Source organism: Winogradskyella helgolandensis (genome assembly GCF_013404085.1).
In the GTDB taxonomy this organism is placed as follows: Bacteria; Bacteroidota; Bacteroidia; order Flavobacteriales; family Flavobacteriaceae; genus Winogradskyella; species Winogradskyella helgolandensis.
Map to the genome: position 1 here is coordinate 2616031 of NZ_JABFHO010000001.1, position 21221 is coordinate 2637251.

Sequence of the window (21221 nt, forward strand, 5' to 3'; positions counted from 1 at the left end):
GATAACTGAAGGCTGTATTTTTTATGAGATTTGTAAAATAGTATATAAACAAAAAAACTCTCATAAGAACATTTACATGCTCATATGAGAGTTTTATTTTGAATTAGAAAATGATTTTAACTTCTTCTCACATTATAAGAACTAATAATATTTTTTAATTGAAGTTTAAGATCTTCACCAGTATCATAGACCATTTGTTCATCACTTGGAAAAAGAATTTGTCTTTGGTTTAACAAATTTCTGTCGTCTTTATTTAAAGCTCTTTTATCTCCTTTGTAAGTTCCAAATATATTTTCAAATATAAACCCACTATCTATAGTAAATGTATCAATGGTTTGGTTCTGTTTTAAATCGGTATAAACAACATTGGCAATAACTTGAGCCGATTTAGTTTGTACGACTTCCATAAATCTAGCTTTCACATTTATAATTTTATCAATTTTAATATCATTACCAAGACTATCTTTTCTTACGTTTCCGGCACGATCTAATTCATATTCCCAACCGTCAATAATGTCTTGTTCTCTTAGTATTTGACGTTCGTTTATACGTTCTGGAGATACATTTATTTGCTTTAATTGTAACTCCATTGCAAAATCATAGTTTATAGATTTATCAGTATTAGCGTGGTACGTCGTCCAGAATTGATTTAAGCCATAGGTATTAAAATCTAATAATTCAGCTTCTAATTGTTGCGGAATAATTTGTTGTGTGTGGTTTTGAATAGACACGTGTATATAATCCATTCCTTTTTGATGTGCTTCTGCAATTAAGCTTCGGTTTTCTTCAAAATTAGGATTTATACGTTCTATGTAGCTAAAGATATCATGTGCTTCTCTTGCATTATATTTATCATTTGAATCCAAAAGCGCTATGCCTTGATTAATTAAATAGTCTGACGTTTTATATCTGTAATCAACCAATTCAGAACTGTAATCTTTAAATTCAAAATTGATAGTTTTACCATCTATTTGTAATGGCATTACACGTTTTATGGCGACTTGTCTAGCTTCTAAGTCCGAGTACATATCATAAATCGTTTTGTATTGCTCTGGATTGCCATCTTTTTTTAAATGTTTTATAGTTTGTAAATCCTCATCTAAAACTTTGTTGTAAGCATCTTTAAGCATCACAATATAATCTTGCTTACGATTTTTATCTTTATTATTTTCTAATTTTTCTAAAGCATCAGAAATAGCTTGGTCATAATTTCCTTGACTAATGGCGCTCTCAATTTGTTTTTTGGCACTACAAGATATAAGTACCGTAACAAGGACTGATAATAGTAGAAGTCTTTTCATAATCTTGTGTTTTTATTGGTTATAAATCTGTAATTCCAATTATGATGCCAAAGTAAAAAAACTTTTTAGACTAAGATGATTTTTAGCTCTAAAGCTTTAGAGTAAAAAAATGTAATGAGAAGCTTTTTAATTTAAAGGAATCTCAACACAATTCTAAAATCTTTAGAAATCATTCTAATTGAAATCAAAGATTTTCGTTTCTTTACAAATCAATAAAAAGCGCATGTTTCATACAGAAAACGGATGTTTTCATACTATAAAATCTAACCTTTCGGTAACACTTCCGAAGCAATTTACCTTTCCGTTTTATTACACACCACATCCACTTTGCGTTTCAGCGGCAGAAGAGCTAAAGAATTACCTAAATACACAGACAGATTTTAAACACAACTTTGGTATAGATGATAATAAAGTAGGATTGCAAATTGGAAAAATGTTTGGTGTGATGATAGTAAAAACTTTAGGAGATGAACTAGGTTACATCGCAGCTTTTTCAGGAAAATTAGCAGACAGCAATCACCTAAGAGGATTTGTACCACCTGTTTATGATATGTTGAACAAAGATGGATTTTACAAACAAAATGAAGCACAATTAAATAATTTTACAGCTAAAATTGAAAGCTTAGAGCAGAATCCAGAATTAGAAAAAGCGAAATTGCATCTAGAGCAAACAAAACTAGAAACAGTTCAAAAACTTAAAGATTTTAAAAAGCATTCAAAAACTGAAAAATTAGAAAGAAAACAACGTAGAGTAGAAGCAGAGCAGCAACTTTCAGAATCAGAAAAGGAACTGTTTTTTGAAACCTTGAAACAACAAAGTATTCAAAATAATCTTGATTTAAAATACTTGAAATTGAATTGCGAAGCTGAACTTAAAGAAGCAGAGCATCGCTTAGCGGATTTCATTAAACCTATTAACGACTTAAAGTTAGAACGAAAAACACGCTCGGCAAGTTTGCAAAAGCAAATTCATGAACAGTATCAATTTTTAAATGCAAATGGTGAAACAAAAGATTTAATAGACATTTTTGAGACTACAGATTTAGGACAACCTCCAGCAGCTGCAGGCGAATGTGCTGCTCCTAAATTATTTCAATATGCTTATGAAAATGATTTAAAACCCATTGCCATGGCTGAATTTTGGTGGGGAATATCACCAAACACAGAAGTGCGTCGTCATGGACAATTTTACCCATCTTGTCGTGGAAGATGCGAGCCTATTTTAGGACATATGATGAAAGGTTTAAATGTGGAACCTAACCCAATTGAAACTGCAGGTGTATTTAATGGTAAATTAGAAATTATTTATGAAGATGATTTTCTTTTAGTTTTAAATAAGCCACATGAGTTTTTATCAGTACCAGGGAAAACCATAAAAGATTCGGTTTTAACACGAATGAAAACCTATTTACCAGAATCCACAGGCCCTTTATTATTGCACCGTTTAGATATGTCTACTTCTGGTTTATTAGTGGTAGCTAAAAACGAAAGAACTCATAAACATCTTCAAAAGCAATTTATTAATCGAACCGTTAAAAAACGTTATGTTGCGGTTTTAGATGGAGTTTTAGAAACAAAAGAAGGTACTATCGATTTACCGCTTCGAGTTGATTTAAATAACAGACCTAGACAATTAGTATGTTATGAGCATGGTAAAAAAGCAACCACAAATTATGAAGTTGTTGAGGTTAAGAATAATAAAACCAGAGTCCATTTTTACCCAATATCTGGTAGAACACATCAATTACGTGTACATGCAGCACATCGGAAAGGATTAAATACTCCTATTGTAGGAGATGATTTGTATGGAACGGTTTCAAATCGTTTACATCTCCACGCAGAAACATTGAGTTTTGAGCATCCAATAAAACGGGAGTGGGTAAGTTTTAGTTGTGAGGCTCCATTTTAGTTGTGCTGAAATCTTTCCATTTTAAACTTATATCAATTGAAGACTAAAATATCAACTTAATAAAGCGACTGTTTTTTTCTTTTTCAGAAATGTCTTTGCAAGAAAAGCTATTGCAAACCACAAATTTTATCCTAACTTTGTAAACCAACAACGTTTGGAAACTATATGAGTCACAAAGTACTACTTAACTCTAAGGAAGTCAATATTATCCTTCATAGATTGGCTTGTCAACTCATTGAAAATCACGATGATTTTTCTGAAACCGTTTTAATCGGAATTCAACCAAGAGGAAAATTTTTAGCTGATCGTTTAGCTCAAATTTTAACGGACGATTATAAGATTAAGAATATTCAACTCGGACATTTAGATATCACTTTTTTTAGAGATGATTTTAGAAGAGGGGATAAACCATTAGAAGCCAACACTACTATTATAAGTTTTATTGTTGAAGACAAAAACGTCGTTTTTATAGACGATGTTTTATATACAGGTCGAAGTATCAGATCTGCACTTACAGCAATTCAATCCTTTGGAAGACCAAAAGACATTGAATTATTAACCTTAATTGATAGACGTTTTAGTAGACATTTACCTATTCAACCTAATTACAGAGGACGACAAGTAGATGCCATTGATAATCAAAAGGTAATAGTAAAGTGGCTAGAGAATGAAGGAGAAGATGCCGTTTATTTAGTAGATAAGTAAATTAACAAAAGCTCGAATTTGAGCTAGAAGTTGAAAAATTGAATATATAACGAGAATTGCTAAAAGCTAATAGCTAATAGCCAAAAGCGAATAAAAGATGAGCGAATTAAGTGTCAATCACTTATTAGGAATTAAATATCTGACCAAACAAGATATCGACCTTATTTTTGAAACTGCAGATCAATTTAAAGAGGTTATAAACAGACCCATTAAAAAAGTGCCATCGCTTAGAGATATAACTATTGCAAATCTGTTTTTCGAAAATTCTACACGTACCAAATTATCTTTTGAATTAGCGGAAAAACGACTATCTGCAGATGTTATTAATTTTTCAGCATCACAGTCGTCTGTTAAGAAAGGTGAAACACTTATAGATACGGTAAATAATATTTTATCTATGAAAGTAGATATGGTGGTGATGCGTCATCCCAATCCTGGGGCAGGTGTATTTCTTTCAAAACATGTTAACGCAAGTATAATTAATGCTGGAGATGGAGCGCACGAACATCCCACTCAGGCCTTATTGGATTCGTATTCGATTAGAGAGAAATTAGGAACCGTAAAAGGAAAAAACGTGGTTATTGTTGGAGATATTCTGCATAGTCGCGTAGCATTGTCAAACATTTATGCCTTACAATTACAAGGTGCAAATGTGATGGTTTGTGGTCCCAAAACATTATTGCCTAAATACATTAAAGACTTAGGCGTAAAAGTAGAAACCAATTTAAAAAAAGCTCTAGAATGGTGCGATGTTGCTAATATGCTTAGAGTACAGAATGAGCGCATGGATATCAGCTATTTTCCTTCGACAAGAGAATATACGCAACAATTTGGCGTTAATAAAGAACTATTAGATAGCTTAAATAAAGAGATTGTAATTATGCATCCCGGACCTATAAATAGAGGTGTAGAAATTACAAGTGATGTTGCCGATTCTAAGCAAGCCATTATCTTAAATCAAGTAGAAAATGGGGTTGCCGTTAGGATGGCGGTCATTTATTTGTTAGCTTCTAAAATAAAACAATAGATTATGATAATAGATAGAGATGGTAATACTACCATAATTACTCAGGAAAAGGTTTCAATTGTTGATTTAGTTAAAAAAGTTGAAGCAGATTACGATACCTATAAAAACACACACCTTGTTATTAATCTTACGAGCTTAAATAAAATTTCGTTACAAGATGTTATTGAGTTTTTGCGTCTTAGTAATAATCATCGCAATGATAAGAAATCGTTTGTATTGGTTTCTGAAAAAGTAGATTTAAACGAAATGCCAGACGAAATAGTTGTAGTGCCAACCATGCAAGAAGCTTTCGATATTATTGAAATGGAAGATATTGAGCGCGATTTAGACTTCTAAAAGTTAAGGTGTTTGTTGTTAAGTTGTAAAGTCGAAGAGTATATACAACGAAACGAGAAACGACTAAACGACATACAACTTTAAATGAAATTAACTATTCTCGGCTGTCACAGTGCCACTCCCAGTATTAATGCTAATCCAACTGCTCAAGTTTTAGAGATTAAAAACAACATGTTTTTGATAGATTGCGGAGAAGGAACTCAAGTAGAATTAAGACGGAATAAGGTTAAATTTTCAAGAATTAAGCACATTTTTATTTCCCACCTTCATGGCGATCATTATTTTGGATTGGTGGGTTTGGTGAATACCTTTAGCCTTTTAACTCGTGAAACCGAACTTCATATTTATGCACCAAAAGGCTTAAAGGAAGTCATATTACTTCAAATGAAATTATCTGCAAGCTGGACGAAATATCCACTTATTTTTCATGAATTAAGTTCGAATAAATCAGAATTAATTTATGAAGATGATAAAGTTGAAGTTTATACAATTCCCTTAAAACATCGGGTTTATACGAATGGGTTTCTTTTCAAAGAGAAGGAAAATGAGCGGAAAATTGATATAAATTTAGTCACTGAAGCTAATATAGATAAGGCCTATTTTAGAAAGTTAAAACAAGGGTTTGATGTAGAAAATGAAGATGGCGTTTTAATTAGCAATGCGAAAGTAACTAAAGACCCATTGCCACCAAAAAGTTATGCATTTTGTAGTGATACGGTTTACAATGAAGCTATTATTCCTATTATAAAAGACTGTACCGTTTTGTATCATGAATCAACATTTTTAGACAAAAACGAAGCACTTTGTATACCAACAAAACACAGTACAGCAAAACAAGCTGCTACGATTGCTAAGAAAGCCGATGTAGAAACCTTAATACTTGGACATTACTCAACACGTTATAATAGTTACGAGGAATTTAAGTCCGAAGCAAAAACGGTTTTTGACAATGTTCTATTATCAAAAGATGGTAAGACCTTTAATTTTGATTAGCATCTTTTTTGAATTCTTTTAAATTCATAATCCATTCTATAGCTTGCTCTAAATTGTCGCAACGTTTCAGACTTTTACTGAAAAATTGTTTTTCTAAAGAAGCGTTGAGGTAGCTAAAGTCAGAATAAGTCACAATAGCAGAAGCAATAAATGCATCGTAATCATTATTGAAATCTACCCAAAGTTGCGGGTCAAACGAATACGAATTATAACGATTGGCTATGTAGCCTATTTTACGACCTTTCAAAATTAAATCACTAAATCTAGAAATTAATTCACTAGCAATATGGTGATCCACATGAATACCCTCATTTAATTCTGATAATAAGAAATATTCTGTCTCGTATAATGTTCCAAAAGAAAATTCTACTTTTTTGTAAGATAATAGCTTAGAATATTTACTGTCTTCAAACTTCATTTATGTTATTTAATCCTTAAATTTATAGTGAAATTTGCTGTAGAAAAAATTATAGAAGCATAAAATCTAAAATTAATACGTAATGAATGCAGACTTAGGTAATTATAGAAAATCTTACGAAAAAGGAGAATTGTTATTAAATAATGTCCCTGAAAACCCTATGGAGCTATTCCGAAACTGGTTTGTAGAAGTGGATACACATTTTAATGTTGATGAAACTAATGCCATGACAATTTCGACTATTGGCTTAGATGGTTACCCAAAGAGTAGAGTAGTGCTGCTTAAAAAATACACACACGAAGGTTTTATTTTTTATACCAATTATGAAAGTGAAAAAGGAAAAGCAATATTAGAAAATCCTAATGTTTGTTTATCGTTTTTTTGGCATTCGGCAGAACGACAAATTATAATAAAAGGTACAGCTGAAAAAATTTCAGAAAACCTAAGCGATGGTTATTTTGAATCGCGGCCAAGAGGAAGTCAGTTAGGAGCTGTTGTTTCTAATCAAAGTGAAGTGGTTGCCAACAGACAAGAATTAGAAACAAAACTGAAAGACTTAGAAATTAAATTTGAAGGTAAAGAAATAGAACGCCCTAAACATTGGGGAGGATTTATAATTAAACCTGTAGAATTAGAATTTTGGCAAGGAAGGCCCAACCGACTTCACGATAGAATCCGATATCAACTTCAAGAGGACTACAATTGGAAAATTGAACGCTTGGCACCTTAGTTATTAATGAAAATTAGATTAAGTCCAATAATAATTTTATTAGGTATCTCTATTATAATTGAGGTTTTTGGCTCTATTTATTATTTGCTCATTAATAATAACGGAGGTATGGCTTTGGCTGGTACTTTCTTTTTCTTGGGTTTAATGGTTTCAATTTTCTTGGGATTTATAGAACAATCTATTATAAAGAATTTAAAAATTAGCACGAATAAATTATGGATAATTGAAAGTATATTTATTATGGCTTTCAGCCTTTATTTTGTTTTAACTCGTTAGTTCTATAGCGAAAGTTAAACTATAAGCATTGTAATAAATTGGCTTCAGTGTTTTTCGTTGAAAAGCATGTTTTCGTCGTTGTAATACTGTGTTTTTGGCTTTAAAAATGCATTTCACCGATGATTTACATTATAAATCGACAAACTACACGTTGTTTATCGATTTTAACATTTCTTTAACAGTTTAGTTTATATGTAAGGTTAATTTAGTAGTCCCAAACCTAAATAACCTACATAATGAAAGTTACTAACCTCCTACAAGTAATGGCTTTTATTGCTATTATTAGCTTTACATCTTGTGCAACTGATGCTACTGAAGATGAAGCCCTAAGTTCAATTGAAGTTCCTGTTGCGCCTATTGCAAAATCTATAGAGATAGAAATTATGGAACGCATTAATACCTATAGAATTAATGAAGGTTTAAGTCCGTTAGAGAATCATGAAACGGTTAAGGCAGTAGCATCCACACATACAGATTATATGATTGAAGTTAACAATGTTTCTCATGATAATTTCTTTTTAAGAAAACAAAGCTTACAAGCAAATGCAAATGCCAATTTGGTAACAGAAAATGTAGCTTATGGTTTTAGTTCTGCAGATGCAGTTGTCAATGCATGGATTGCAAGTTCTAGTCATAGAGAAAATATTGAAGGTGATTTTACTCATTTCGATGTTTCTGCAGAACAGAACAGTGCAGGGAAGTGGTACTTTACGAATATGTTTATTAAACGATAATTTCCTTTCTGTAAAAAGAGTGTTTACTGTTTTTCGAACACCACTTTAGTTTTTATAAAAGGAATTGCATAATATTTCTTTTTTAAAACAGATTTTCGAGTATGCTTTGACCAATTGTTTGAATGAAAACGCGTAAATTTTAGTTGTTTTTCAGCATGTGTATTTAGAACGCTCGGCGTTGTTAAATACATTGAATTGGTGATTTCAACATGTTCTGGTTTTATAGTTTCAATACCTACAAAAATCCCTTTTTTACCGAAAGGTATAGTTTTATCTTCTAAATCTATTTTAAAATTCTTCGTGTGCTTTTCGGGCTTTATAATGATGTTTTCATGATATATAAGTTCACCAGGAAAGCCGACGTCGTCTACATTATAAAAAGCTAACCTATAGTAAGTTTGATATGTTTTATACATTTCGCTACTAGAATCTTTAAATTTTAATTCTACTTCAATTAATTTACCTCTACGCTGCTTTGTGTTTTCTATTAACGTGGCTGTTTCGTGACCAAAAGGAATAGATGTTGGGAATACTTGTTTTCTTTTACCTGTGGATAGACTGGTTCTCTGTTTTTCATATTCTTTAGTGCTACTTAAAATAAGCACTTCTGTGAGGGCTTCTATCTTTGGCAGCAGAGATATGTTTAAAACATAATCATTTGTATTGTTGTAACCAGATAATGCTATTCTTTGCTGTTGAAATCCTATTAATGACACTACTAATGTGTCTGATGAAGTCGTTTTTGATATATCTAATTTAAAGGTTCCATCTTCATTAGAGTATATACCAGTTTTTGTATGCTCAATAACAAGGTTAGCGTAGGCTAATTTATCTTTATTAAGGCTGTCTGTAACTTGTCCTCTTATAGATTGAGCATATATAGATAAGTTGAATATTAATGCTAAGAGTAATACTACAATTTTCATTTAGGTAATTTTTGATGTTATGCTAAATTACTTTGTTTAATTGCTTCTCTATGATAATAATGGATTTTTTCCGACAAAAAAAAGAGTAAACTATATAAGCTTACTCTTTTTTTAATAATTAGAAATATAATTGACTATCTATCTTTATCTATTATATAAAAGTATGAACGTCTATTTAATTGATGATCTTCTTCGGAACAATTAGAATTATTTCCACAATCATTTAAAAGTTGTGTTTCACCAAAGCCAATTGCACTCTCTATTCTTTCTGGACTGATGTCTCTTGATAAAAGATAGTCTCTAGTAGATTTTGCACGTCGATCAGATAACTTTAAATTATAATTATCGCGACCTCTACTATCAGTATGTGACTCAATTTTAATAATCATTTCAGGATGCTTACGCAAGACATCAACGATATTCTCTAATTCATATTGTGCGTCTGTTCGTATGTTAGATTTATCAAAATCAAAGAATATTGGATTAATCACAATCTGATCTTCCATAATTAATGGTCGTAATGATAAATCTAATGAATTTACTTTTTCATTCTCATTAGTCGTTGTAATGGTTCCTTTATCATCTACGTAATCTGGTTTAGAGCCTAAGATAGTGTATGTTTTTCCACATTCTACATCAAATGTATAAGCACCATCTTCAGTCGTTACAACTTTCTCTAATATTTTACCAGTTTCGTCAATAAGTTGAACTGTAACTCCACTTAAAATAATATCTGTTCTTTGTTCTCTTGCAATACCTGTAATTTGTTGGTGACATTCTGTTACTGAGTAACTATAAATATCATCACTTCCTTTGCCTCCTAATCGGTTAGAAGAGAAATAACCTTTTTGTGTTTCACTATTTATAAAATAAGCAAAATCATCATAACCACTATTAAAAGGGGCACCAATGTTAACAGGAGCTTTTGTCGCGTCTCCTTTTAATATGTTAGATTGAAAAATATCTAAAAGGCCTAAATTTAAATGACCATCTGAAGAAAAATAGAATGTATTATCATTACTTATAAAAGGAAACATTTCACGTCCTTCTGTATTGATTTCGTCTCCTAAATTTTCAGGTGATCCATAAGTCCCATCTTCATTTATAGTAACTGAGTAAATATCCGTTTGTCCCATACCACCATCGCGGTCAGATACAAAGTATAAGCTTTTATTATCTGGACTTAATGCTGGATGCCCTGTTGAATATAAATCATCATTAAATGGTAATTCTTCAACATCAGTCCATTCACCATCTACTAAAGTTGCTTTATATATTTGGAGGTGTGTTGTTCCTTCTTTATCGTACTTTAATCTATTGCGCTTCGATGTATTATCTCTTGTGAAATACATGGTTTTTCCATCATTAGTTATTGCAATGGAAGCTTCATGATAGTCGGTGTTTATTCCATCTGCATTAATTTCAGAAGTTTCTCCATAGGATTGAGAACCATCGTCTTCATTTGTAACTTCTATTTGAAAGATATCTAAGAATGGTTCTTTATTCCAATTATATACTTTTTTATCGCTACTACTTGATGACGCGAAATAAAGTGTATTATTAAACATGTACGATCCAAAATCAGAATTTTCAGTATTGAAAGGTAGATTTTCAATTTGAACAATAAGATCATCGTTTTTTGAAGTTAATTTATCAAAAAGATCAACTTCATCAGGATTGTAACCTTTAAGTCTACTATCTCCATTTTGAGCTTCACTAAGTTTTTTAAACCATACATCGGCTTCTTTGTAATTTCCAATGCTCCTTAGAGATTGAATATATTTATAAATATATTCAGCTTCAATGTTATTGTGTTCAGCTAAGGCCTTCTCATACCAATAAGCTGCTTTTTCAGAATTAGAATTATTGTAATAAGCATCACCTAAGCGTGTTAATACATGGGCGCTATTTGTTCCTTTTTCAACAGCTTTTTCATACAATTCAATGGCTTTTACATAGCCATAATTCTCAAAAAATTTATCTGCCAATTTTGTTTGGGCAAAAGAGAATGTAGTACTTAAAACTATAACGAACGCTAATATTTTGGTCTTCATAATTGGATCTTTTTAGAAATATCTAGGCGATTTAATACGTTTGCTTTTAAAGACTTCAAACATTAATAATACTTCGTGAGTACCACTAGTGTAAGGCCTTAAGTCTGAAATTGGATACTCATAGGCATAACCAATTCTTAGTTGTTTTGATACTTGAAAATCAGCTATACCACCAATAGCTGCTGCATTTTCGTTGACACGATAAGCTCCTCCTAACCATAGTTTATCATAGAATAGAAAGTTTGCTGACATATCGAAAGATAAAGGTGCGCCATTGGTAGCTTTTAATAATACAGATGGTTTTAATTTTGTGTTTTCGCTTAAATCGAAAACATATCCACCAGTAGCATAATAACTAATTCGTTCTAAAGCGACATAATCAACAGAGCCACTTTCACCATTATTGTAATCAGTATTTAATATTCTTGGTGCAGAAAGGCCAAGATACCAACGCGTGGAATGTAAATATAATCCAGCACCAAAATTTGGACTCCAACGATTAGATACATCATTAAAAAATTGATCAGTTACAATTGAAGGATCAGTTAATAACTCTTCATCTAAGCTGTAATGTGTAAGCCCTCCTTTAATACCAAATGCTAATTTTACAGTTTCACTTGCTTTAATAGTATAAGAATAATCAGCGTAGAGATATGAAAAATTTTCATAACCTAGCTTATCATTAATAAAGGAAATTCCTAAACCCATATTTTCATTACGCAAAGGAGAATGAACTGATAGAGTTTGTGTTTCTGGTCCACCATCTAAACCAACCCATTGACTTCTATGTAAACCTACGACACTAAGTGTTTCTCTACTTCCGGCATACGCGGGATTAATAGAAATAGTGTTAAACATATACTGCGTAAATTGAGGTAACTGCTGAGCAAAAGCTGTAGATACACTCAAAAATAGTATCGCAATACTTATAATTTTTGATAACTTCATTGGTTAAGTTTTTTGTTAATTTGTAGCTACGTAGATAGGACCAGCAAATGGCTCTAATCCACTATTTTTTAGGTTAATAATGTAATAATATGTACCGGTTGGGACTTTTCCAGAACTTCCAACAGAAGAACTGTGCGATTCACCACCCCAATCATTTAAATAATTGTTAGATTTATAAATCTCTGCACCCCAACGATTAAATATTTGAAGCTCAATTACAAAGCCACAATCTTCTACACCAGTAATAGTAAAGAATTCATTGTGAGCATCACCGTTAGCGGTTACTGCTTTAGTAATAACAACATCATCTTCACCACATGATAATACAACACAATCATCATCTAAAGTAACGGTAACTTCTATATCAGCAGGACAATTAGCATCCTCGATTGAATACATAAATATATACTCACCAACTTCTGCAGAAGCTGGGTCAAATAAACTACCGTTTATAGTAGCGTTACCTGAGACCACACTCCATGTTCCGTTGTTGTCAAAGTCACCAGATAATAAATCAAATAAATCAATTTCAGAATCTTCAATACATAAGTTAATATCAGTAGCTTGCATCGTATTTGTTAATTCTACTGCAATGGTCTGGGTAAATAAAGCTTGATTACCACAATCATCAGTAACCGTCCAAGTCCTAACAATATCATAGTCTTCTGAGTTGTTAGTTTGTGTTGATTCCTCAGTGAAACTAACATCAATATCATTTGAACAAGAATCTTCAAAAACTAAACTTGGTACTTCAGGTATATTATCACATAAGACATTTACCGTTTCTTCAAATGCCGTAACTGATGTTGGTGCTGTATTGTCTTGTACACTTATAATTTGAGTATGTATAGCTTCATTTCCACAATCGTCAGCAGCAATCCACGTGCGCTCTATGATGTATTCGCCCATACAAGAACCGTTAGTTATGTCCTCTGAGAATGTAACTGTTGCAGTTCCGCAATTATCACTTGCAGTAAAGGTTTCTGCTTCAGGTACAGCATCACATTCTACTTCTAGATCTTCAGGTAATGTTTCATTAAAAGAAGGTGCTGTGCTATCTTGAATTGTTATGGTTTGCACAAATGTTGTTGTGTTATCACAGTCATCGGTTAAAGACCATGTTCTTGAAATAACAGATGAGCTTGGGCACGTTCCGTCTGCTACACTATCTGAGTAGGTAGCTTCTAAATCCACTGCACAATTATCTGCTTCGTCCGTAACATCTCCTGTAATGGTAATGTCTGTAATATCTTCATCACATTCTATAGTGATATCTGAAGGCACTGAGAATGTTGGTGCCGTAGTATCTTGAATTGTTATCGTTTGAATAAATGTGGTTGTATTATCACAATCATCAGTTAATGTCCATGTTCTTGTAATTACAGAAGCACCAGGACAAGTACCGTCTTCAATGCTATCTGTATATATGGCATCAAGATCAACAGCGCAATTATCCGCTTCATCAGTAACATCACCTGTAACTGATACGTCAGTAATATCTACATCACACTCAATAGTGATATCTTCAGGACCAGTGAATGTTGGTGCCGTAGTATCTTGAACTGTTATCGTTTGAATAAATGTGGTTGTATTATCACAATCGTCAGCTAAAGTCCATGTTCTTGTAATAATAGATGCTCCAGGGCATGTCCCGTCTTCTACAGTATCTGAATAAATTGCTTCAAGATCAACCGCACAATTATCGGCTTCGTCAGTAACATTTCCTGTTATAGAAAGGTCCGTGGCATCTACATCGCATTCAATAGTAATATCGGCAGGTCCAGTAAAAGTTGGAGCCGTAGTATCTTGAACGGTTATTGTTTGAATAAATGTTGTTGTATTATCACAATCGTCAGCTAAAGTCCATGTTCTTGTAATAACAGATGCGCTTGGGCATGTTCCGTCTTCTATACTATCTGAAAAAATTGCTTCAAGACCAACAGAACAATTATCTGCTTCATCAATAACATCACCTGTAATCAATAAGTCAGAAACATCAACATCACATTCTACAGTGATATCAGCAGGCACGGTAAAAGTTGGAGCGATGGTATCGTTAACTGTAATAGATTGTGCACATTCTGTACTATTTAAAACAGTAGTTTCATTAGTGTCAAGGATGCCATTTCCATTGGTGTCCTCATAAGAAGTAATTGTATACACCCGTGTAATGGTTTGGTTACAAGTATTTTGGTTTGTGCTATTTTGAGCTGTAATAATGATTATACCACAAGCATCGTCACCAATGATTCCATCAGAATTTCCTAAAGCTTCAAATTCATCAATAGTATATGTTGTCTGAGAAGGTATTTCTCCATAACATGATACCGTAGTTTCTTGAAACGTAGGACAGCTCACAATAAACTCACAACAGATTGCAGCTTCACCTGATAGTGTAACAGTATTACAAGAATTGGTATCTTGAATATCAACAGTATAAGGTTGGTTCGCCGGAATAGCATCAGATGTCCATGTGAAAGTGTCATCGTTATTATCTACCCATGTCCCAGGTTGCCCAATTCCACTAGCAGTAAAAGGAGCTGAACCTGTAAATGTTGCCACAATGGTATATGTTGTATTATCATCAGAACATATCGTTTCTTCAGCAGTTTGTAATGTTATATCTGCATTCAATACGACTGTTACTGCTAAGCGTTCTATACTCTCACAGCCTTCAGAAGATGTTTGAGTAGCGTAATAGATATTCCCATCTATTAAAGCTTCAGATGCATCTATCGGAGTTGTTTCTGCTTCACTTGCATACCATTGTATAGTTTCACCTGTAGCATTTAAGTCAGTAATAGTCGGAGCACTTGATTCGCAAAATTCTTGATTTGTATTTCCCGTAGGTGCATCAAGCGTATTTAAATTAACCGTAATAGTAGCAACCATTGATGGTGTACCAATTATATCTGTAATTATGTAGTCTACAGAGGTTCCTGAGAATCCAGGTTCTGCTTCAAATGTTACAACACCAGAATTACTAACTGTAAATGTACCTTCACCAGGAATTGTAACAGTAGTTGTAAGTGAAGATGATACCGGGTCTACAAATTGTACGCTTGTAACATCAATTTCATAAGTTCCTGCAGAGTCATTATCTAAAACATTAATTTCTATCGGAGCATCAATCTCATCAGAAGTTACACAAATAGAGTCATCATTTGCCATAGGAATAATTAATTGAGAAGGACAACGTGCTCCGTCACCAGGTTCTATATCAATTAATTCACCATGAAGTGTAGCTACTAAATTTCCTGTATGTGGTAATGCTATTCTATAAATGTTTCCAGAAATATTGTTTGCAATGTACATGTTGCCAAGTGCATCCATGTAAGCTGTTCCAAACGCGTTAGTTGTTTCTGAACTTAATCCTGAAATGATTCCAAGGTCATCTATAGTGTTATTAGTTGTATTAAAACGAAGTAATTTTCTATTCGTTGTACTCGTTACCATATAAATGTTTCCATCCACAGGGCTAACTACGATATCATTAATACTAACATTGTAATTTAATAAATTAGTTGATGTTAAATAGTTTGGACTAGAAGGATTTAAGTCTATAGATATGAATTTGTTTTCACCATATAAAAACAGAATACCATTTGCATTGATATCACCAGAACTATAATCTCCAACTGTAAATGGTCCAACAATTGGAAGGAACTCTACATTGGCAGATGCATCAATTTTTACTATATTATTCGTGTTTTGTTGAATACCATAAATATTATTGTCTAAAATATTATAACCAATACCGTTAACAAATTGAGATTCAGATGGGTCTGAAATTAAAGGTGCTTTAATTAAGGTTTGCGCATGTGTTGCTAAATCGTAAGAATATAAACCAGAAACATAATCATTATTACTATCTCTATCATTGACGATTATATAAGCAAAACCCTCATCACAATCAAAAGGGGTATTTAAACATTCTGCAGGAGAAGGTCCTGTTAATGCAATAGAACTACATTTATCTTGAATAGTTACATTGTAAATTTCAACAACACTTTCAATAGGGCCCGAAACCCAAGTTGTAGTACCGTCACCATTATCTGTAAATGTTCCAGATTGGCCATTTCCAGAAGCAGTAAAAGGAGCAGTACCTGTAAATGTAGCTTCAATAGTGTACTGGGTTCCGTGAACAACTGTACAACTAGTTTCCTCTGGTGATACTAAAGCAATTTCACTACTAAAATCAACGGTAACCGCTAATCTTTCAATACTTTCACAACCAGCAGTGCTTGTTTGAGAAGCATAATAAGTATCACCATTATTTACAACAGTATCTAAATCTAATGCGTTATCACTAGTTTGATTGGCGTACCATATAATATCATTTCCTGAAGCTACTAAATCAGCTACAGTTGCATTTTCACTTTCACAAAATTCTTGTGATGCTGAACCCGTTGGCGCTTCAGTATCATTTAAATTTATAGTTATAACTCCTGGTGTTGAAGTAAAACCTATCACATCAAGAATTGTATATTCAATAGAGACACCTGTAAAACTAGCTAAAGCTTGAAATGTCACCTCTCCATTTGTTCCTAAAGTAAATGTACCTTGACCAGAAACAGTTACAGAATTTGATGGTAACGATGTGTTAGGGTCAATGAGCTGTACAGAATTAGGGTCAATTGTGTATGTACCTTCAGAATCATTATCAGCTACATTAAGTGTAATAGTTGTAGTTCCTGATGTGATACAAACACTATCTGCAATAGCAATGGGTTTAGTAGGTTGAGAAGGACAACGTGCGCCATCACCTGGAATTACTCCTGGTAAATTACTGTAGAAAGTAGCAGTTGTACCTCCTAAGTGAGGTGTTGCAATTTTATAAGTATTACCTGAAGAATTATTTGCAACATACATGTTACCTAAAGCATCCATGTAAGCGGTACCAAATGAATTAGAAGATTCAGATTGTAATCCTGAAACACTTCCTAAATTAGTAATGGTATTCGTAACAGGATCAAATTCATATAGTAATCTTGAACCTGAGCTTGTCAACATATATAATTTATTGTTAACAGGGCTAAAAGCCATATCATTAACAGAATTAGAATGTTGTAAAACAGTATTGGCCACTAAGTAATCCGGACTTGATGGGTTTAAGTCAATAGCTACAAATTTGCTGCTTCCAAATAAATATAAAATTCCATTCTCATCGATATCACCGGATGCATAATTACTTCCTGTAAAACCTGTAACATCCAATAATTCTATATCTCCGTTGCTATCAATTTTAACAACCTTACTGCTGCCTTGTAATATTCCATATAAGAAATTATCAATAACATTGTATCCAATGGCATTAATAAACTGTGACGTATTTGTTTCAGCAATTATAGGATCCTTAATTACACTTAGTGCATTTGTAGATAAATCAAATGAATATAAACCTGTAACATTTCCGTTAGAACTTGAAACATTTGTTAAAATGTATCCAAAACCATCATCACAATTAAAAGGAGCATTGGCTTCACCAATGTTTGCTTTTTGTAATTCTGTATAATTTGAAGGCTTGTGAAGCTTAAAAGCTTCATCTGTTGAACTGTAAATCTCTGACGGCACTTGGGTCTGAATTTTTAGTCCTTTTTTATTCGTTGGCACAATAGTTTGACCAAAAGAATAAAAATTAACCAGAACTAGAGTCATGATAAACACCAATCTCGTTAGAGACGTTCTAGGTGTTTTAGATTTGGGATTGTATAAATGTTTCATCTGAAGCTTTTTTAAGTTAATCAGGTTATGATTGCTTTAAAATATGATTTTGAGTTATATAGGTTGAAAAGGTTTTATAAATATATAATAGTTGTAAATAGTTCTCCGTAATAGTATGCTTTTTATTTAAATAAAACGCTTTCATTGTATTAATTAGTGCTGGTCTAGAACACTTTGTCACTACCTTTTGTTTAGTAACACTATAACTATCCACGGACAACTTATAGTCTAACGTACTTAAAGATGAAAAACCTGACGTAAAATACATTATAGGTAAAATTATTTTCATATTAAAAAATTTTATGTTCGCTTAGCGATGTTCTATTTTTTCGATGATTTAAATACATCAATTTTTAGTTAAACATATACAATGTCTAATTGGTAATCAAAATATTTAGAGGGAGGGATTTTGGTATTTAAATACCAAAAATGGATTTATTAATATATTTTTAATTTGGGGTCTTTTACATTAATTTTACGGAACAAAATAAGTTATTAATAAATAAACAATCAAATAATCAAGTTAAAGCGGCAATATACTCGTCAAAACGGACATACGCAACCTTTTATCGAAAAAAATTAGCACTTAATCGGAAAAAAATGAAGGAAATTTTACTAGTTAGGCACGGAAAATCGTCTTGGGAATTTGATGTAACGGATTTTTACAGACCTTTAAAGCAGAGAGGAATAGAGGATTCGTCGTTGGTTTCTAGGGAGTTAGAAATGAAAGGGAGTGCTCCAAATGTGATTTATTCAAGTCCAGCAACTAGGGCATTAAGTACATGTAAAATTTTTGCAAAAATTTTAGAAATCCCTGAAAATGAAATTACTATTGTCGAAGACTTATATGATTTTGAAGGACGAAACGTTATTAACTTTATTAAAACATTACCAAATGAGTTAAATAAGGTTATGATTTTTGGTCACAATCATGCTTTCACATCAATTTCTAATATATTTGGGGATAGATTTATAGATAATCTTCCTACAAGTGGTTTAGTGAAACTAACTTTTGATATTGAAGATTGGAAAGATCTAAAAAAAGGAACGACAGAATTTATTATAATCCCAAAGGATTTAAAAGAATGACAAAAGACAAAAACACTTATATTAATAGAGAGTTAAGTTGGTTAAAGTTTAATGAGCGTGTATTACAAGAAGCTGCAGATAAGGATGTCCCTCTAATAGAAAGGTTACGTTTTTTAGGTATTTTTTCTAATAATTTAGATGAGTTCTTTAAAGTTAGATATGCCACCGTAAAACGAATTTACGAAGCAGGAAAAGGTGGTAAGTCTGAATTAGGAGGTATTAGAGCAGGTGATCTTTTAGAAGAGATAACGCAGATAGTTATAACACAGCAAAATTACAGTTTGGAGATTTTAGAAGAGATTGATATAGAGCTTCAAAATGAAAATATATATATTATTAATGAAACTCAAATTGATAAAACCCATCATGAGTTTATTAAAAATTATTTCTATCAAGAGTTAAGTCCGGCGTTAGTCGTAATAATGCTTAATGAGGATGTTGCGTTACCAGAACTCATGGATATTTCTGCTTATTTAACCGTGAAAATGACCAATTCAGATGGAAAGGATCAGGTGGCATTGATTGAGATCTCTTCAGCTATGGATCGTTTTGTAGTTCTGCCGAGTAAAAATGGTGCTAACTATATTATTATGGTAGATGATATTTTGAGATATTGTTTAGACGATATTTTTAACATCTTTACTTACGACAGTATTAGTGCTCACATGATTAAGATTACAAGAGACGGTGAATTAGATTTTGACAGTGATTTAAGTAAGAGTTTTATAGATAAACTTTCAGAAAGTGTTAAAGATAGACAGAGTGGAGAACCAGTGCGTTTTGTCTATGATATGAATATAAATGACGACACTTTAAGTTTTCTTCTAAAGCACATGTCTATAGATAAAAAAGAGAGTATTATTCCAGGTGGTAGATATCATAACCGAAGAGACTATATGAGTTTCCCAAGTTTAGGTAGAGCGGATTTACTTTATGATAAAATTAAACCGCTTCCTGTAAAAGGACTCAGTTTAGAAGAGAGTATTTTTACAACCATTGCCAAAAAGGATTATATGGTTTATACACCTTACCATACATTTTCTTATATCGTTAAGTTTTTGAGGGAAGCTGCGTTGGATCCTAAGGTAAAAACCATAAAAATTACGATTTATAGATTGGCTCAAATTTCTCATGTAGCTAGTTCCTTAATTAATGCGGCTAAAAATGGTAAAAAAGTAACCGTTTCAATAGAACTGAGAGCACGTTTTGATGAAGCAGCAAATATTAATTATGCTGAACAAATGCAAGATGAAGGGATTAAAATGCTCTTTGGTGTTACAGGATTAAAAGTCCACTGTAAGATGTGTGTTATAGAGCGTGAAGAAAATGATAAATTAGTAAGATATGGTTTTATAAGTACCGGAAATTTTAACGAATCTACAGCAAAAATTTATACGGATTTTACGTTAATGACTGCAAATTCTAAAATATTAAAGGAAGTAAATAAGGTATTTGACTTTTTTGAAGTCAATTATCAAGTTAACAGATATAAACATATCATTACCTCACCGCATTATACGAAGTCTAAGATATTTGCATTAATAGATAAAGAAATAGAAAGTGCAAAAAAAGGAAAGCCAGCTTATATTAAACTAAAAATGAATAGTATAAGTAGCTATAAAATGATTGATAAGTTATATGAAGCAAGTAGAGCTGGTGTAAAGATTCAAATGATAGTTAGAGGGTTGTGTTGTTTAGTGCCAGGAGTTAAAGGCATGAGTGAAAATATTGAGGTTATTAGTATCATCGATAAATTTTTAGAACATACACGCTTGTATATTTTTTCGAATGAAAATAATCCAAAAATTTATATTTCCTCTGCAGATTGGATGACTAGAAATATAGATAATAGGGTAGAAGTGAGCTGTCCAATATATGATGAAGATATTAAAGTTGAGTTGCAACATTTATATGATATTTGCTGGAATGACAATGTAAAAGCACGTGTTATAAACGAAATTCAGGATAATTCTTATCGAAGAAACGACAATCCTAAAGTAAGAGCTCAATTTGATACCTATAAGTATTACTTAAATAAATTAGAAAGATAA

General features: G+C 32.3%; 16 protein-coding genes. 9 read left to right on the forward strand and 7 right to left on the reverse strand.

The window, feature by feature from the left end; genetic code table 11:
- Positions 1–116 precede the first annotated feature (116 nt).
- Positions 117–1301: a hypothetical protein gene (locus tag HM992_RS10885; RefSeq protein WP_195806616.1), complete on the reverse strand. Its 1185-nt coding sequence runs from the start codon at positions 1299–1301 to the stop codon at positions 117–119.
- A 223-nt stretch (positions 1302–1524) separates the two neighbouring features.
- Between HM992_RS10885 and HM992_RS10890 the strand changes: the two genes are divergently transcribed.
- The 5 genes from HM992_RS10890 to HM992_RS10910 all read left to right on the forward strand — a co-directional run bounded on the left by HM992_RS10890 (position 1525) and on the right by HM992_RS10910 (position 6271).
- Complete coding sequence (locus tag HM992_RS10890; protein WP_179319673.1) at positions 1525–3210, forward strand: RluA family pseudouridine synthase; 1686 nt, start codon at positions 1525–1527, stop codon at positions 3208–3210.
- 165 nt (positions 3211–3375) lie between these two features.
- Positions 3376–3915, forward strand: a complete 540-nt coding sequence (gene pyrR / locus HM992_RS10895; protein ID WP_179319674.1) for a bifunctional pyr operon transcriptional regulator/uracil phosphoribosyltransferase PyrR — start codon at positions 3376–3378, stop codon at positions 3913–3915.
- Between the two features lie 97 nt (positions 3916–4012).
- Complete coding sequence (locus HM992_RS10900) at positions 4013–4942, forward strand: aspartate carbamoyltransferase catalytic subunit (RefSeq protein ID WP_179319675.1); 930 nt, start codon at positions 4013–4015, stop codon at positions 4940–4942.
- 3 nt (positions 4943–4945) lie between these two features.
- Positions 4946–5278 (forward strand): ribonuclease Z, encoded by a 333-nt coding sequence (locus HM992_RS10905; protein WP_178985015.1) that lies wholly within the window; start codon positions 4946–4948, stop codon positions 5276–5278.
- 84 nt (positions 5279–5362) lie between these two features.
- Positions 5363–6271 carry a ribonuclease Z gene (locus tag HM992_RS10910; RefSeq protein ID WP_179319676.1) on the forward strand — a complete coding sequence of 303 codons (909 nt, stop codon included), beginning with the start codon at positions 5363–5365 and terminating at the stop codon, positions 6269–6271.
- On the opposite strand, the gene HM992_RS10915 is transcribed toward HM992_RS10910, so the two are convergent.
- On the reverse strand, positions 6258–6689 hold the full coding sequence (locus tag HM992_RS10915) for a hypothetical protein (protein WP_179319677.1): 432 nt from the start codon (positions 6687–6689) through the stop codon (positions 6258–6260). The genes HM992_RS10910 and HM992_RS10915 overlap by 14 nt on opposite strands.
- Positions 6690–6771: 82 nt before the next feature.
- On the opposite strand from HM992_RS10915, the gene pdxH reads away from it, so the two are divergent.
- Both pdxH and HM992_RS10925 read left to right on the forward strand, forming a co-directional pair.
- Positions 6772–7419 carry a pyridoxamine 5'-phosphate oxidase gene (pdxH, locus tag HM992_RS10920; protein ID WP_178985018.1) on the forward strand — a complete coding sequence of 216 codons (648 nt, stop codon included), beginning with the start codon at positions 6772–6774 and terminating at the stop codon, positions 7417–7419.
- A 512-nt stretch (positions 7420–7931) separates the two neighbouring features.
- Positions 7932–8429 carry a CAP domain-containing protein gene (locus HM992_RS10925; protein ID WP_178985020.1) on the forward strand — a complete coding sequence of 166 codons (498 nt, stop codon included), beginning with the start codon at positions 7932–7934 and terminating at the stop codon, positions 8427–8429.
- A gap of 23 nt (positions 8430–8452) precedes the next feature.
- Here the strand turns inward: HM992_RS10925 and HM992_RS10930 are convergent, their stop codons facing one another.
- The 5 genes from HM992_RS10930 to HM992_RS10950 form a co-directional block, all read right to left on the reverse strand.
- Complete coding sequence (locus HM992_RS10930) at positions 8453–9355, reverse strand: carboxypeptidase-like regulatory domain-containing protein (RefSeq protein WP_179319678.1); 903 nt, start codon at positions 9353–9355, stop codon at positions 8453–8455.
- A gap of 134 nt (positions 9356–9489) precedes the next feature.
- Positions 9490–11409, reverse strand: a complete 1920-nt coding sequence (locus HM992_RS10935) for an OmpA family protein (protein WP_179319679.1) — start codon at positions 11407–11409, stop codon at positions 9490–9492.
- 12 nt (positions 11410–11421) lie between these two features.
- Entirely contained in the window at positions 11422–12357 is a 936-nt protein-coding gene (locus HM992_RS10940) for a PorP/SprF family type IX secretion system membrane protein (RefSeq protein WP_179319680.1), read from the reverse strand.
- A gap of 15 nt (positions 12358–12372) precedes the next feature.
- Positions 12373–18081, reverse strand: coding sequence for a DUF6923 family protein (locus HM992_RS10945; protein ID WP_179319681.1), 5709 nt, complete (start codon positions 18079–18081; stop codon positions 12373–12375).
- A 25-nt stretch (positions 18082–18106) separates the two neighbouring features.
- Positions 18107–18370 (reverse strand): hypothetical protein, encoded by a 264-nt coding sequence (locus tag HM992_RS10950; RefSeq protein WP_179319682.1) that lies wholly within the window; start codon positions 18368–18370, stop codon positions 18107–18109.
- 311 nt (positions 18371–18681) lie between these two features.
- Here HM992_RS10950 and HM992_RS10955 point away from each other — a divergent pair, with 311 nt between their 5' ends.
- A complete protein-coding gene (locus HM992_RS10955; protein ID WP_179319683.1) occupies positions 18682–19170 on the forward strand; it encodes a SixA phosphatase family protein in 489 nt (162 codons plus the stop codon).
- The gene (ppk1, locus tag HM992_RS10960; protein ID WP_178985026.1) at positions 19167–21221 is read left to right on the forward strand and encodes a polyphosphate kinase 1; all 2055 of its coding nucleotides are present in this window, start codon (positions 19167–19169) and stop codon (positions 21219–21221) included. Before HM992_RS10955 ends, ppk1 begins: the two co-directional genes overlap by 4 nt.

What these genes read in the sequence shown, in the direction of transcription:
- HM992_RS10925 (WP_178985020.1), top strand. Translation starts at nt 7,932, where the DNA reads ATGAAAGTTACTAACCTCCTACAAGTAATGGCTTTTATTGCTATTATT.
- HM992_RS10905 (WP_178985015.1), top strand. Translation starts at nt 4,946, where the DNA reads ATGATAATAGATAGAGATGGTAATACTACCATAATTACTCAGGAAAAG.
- pyrR (WP_179319674.1), top strand. Translation starts at nt 3,376, where the DNA reads ATGAGTCACAAAGTACTACTTAACTCTAAGGAAGTCAATATTATCCTT.
- HM992_RS10930 (WP_179319678.1), bottom strand. Translation starts at nt 9,355, where the DNA reads ATGAAAATTGTAGTATTACTCTTAGCATTAATATTCAACTTATCTATA.
- HM992_RS10950 (WP_179319682.1), bottom strand. Translation starts at nt 18,370, where the DNA reads ATGAAAATAATTTTACCTATAATGTATTTTACGTCAGGTTTTTCATCT.
- HM992_RS10885 (WP_195806616.1), bottom strand. Translation starts at nt 1,301, where the DNA reads ATGAAAAGACTTCTACTATTATCAGTCCTTGTTACGGTACTTATATCT.
- HM992_RS10955 (WP_179319683.1), top strand. Translation starts at nt 18,682, where the DNA reads ATGAAGGAAATTTTACTAGTTAGGCACGGAAAATCGTCTTGGGAATTT.
- pdxH (WP_178985018.1), top strand. Translation starts at nt 6,772, where the DNA reads ATGAATGCAGACTTAGGTAATTATAGAAAATCTTACGAAAAAGGAGAA.
- HM992_RS10935 (WP_179319679.1), bottom strand. Translation starts at nt 11,409, where the DNA reads ATGAAGACCAAAATATTAGCGTTCGTTATAGTTTTAAGTACTACATTC.
- HM992_RS10900 (WP_179319675.1), top strand. Translation starts at nt 4,013, where the DNA reads ATGAGCGAATTAAGTGTCAATCACTTATTAGGAATTAAATATCTGACC.
- HM992_RS10940 (WP_179319680.1), bottom strand. Translation starts at nt 12,357, where the DNA reads ATGAAGTTATCAAAAATTATAAGTATTGCGATACTATTTTTGAGTGTA.
- HM992_RS10910 (WP_179319676.1), top strand. Translation starts at nt 5,363, where the DNA reads ATGAAATTAACTATTCTCGGCTGTCACAGTGCCACTCCCAGTATTAAT.
- ppk1 (WP_178985026.1), top strand. Translation starts at nt 19,167, where the DNA reads ATGACAAAAGACAAAAACACTTATATTAATAGAGAGTTAAGTTGGTTA.
- HM992_RS10915 (WP_179319677.1), bottom strand. Translation starts at nt 6,689, where the DNA reads ATGAAGTTTGAAGACAGTAAATATTCTAAGCTATTATCTTACAAAAAA.
- HM992_RS10890 (WP_179319673.1), top strand. Translation starts at nt 1,525, where the DNA reads ATGTTTCATACAGAAAACGGATGTTTTCATACTATAAAATCTAACCTT.
- HM992_RS10945 (WP_179319681.1), bottom strand. Translation starts at nt 18,081, where the DNA reads ATGAAACATTTATACAATCCCAAATCTAAAACACCTAGAACGTCTCTA.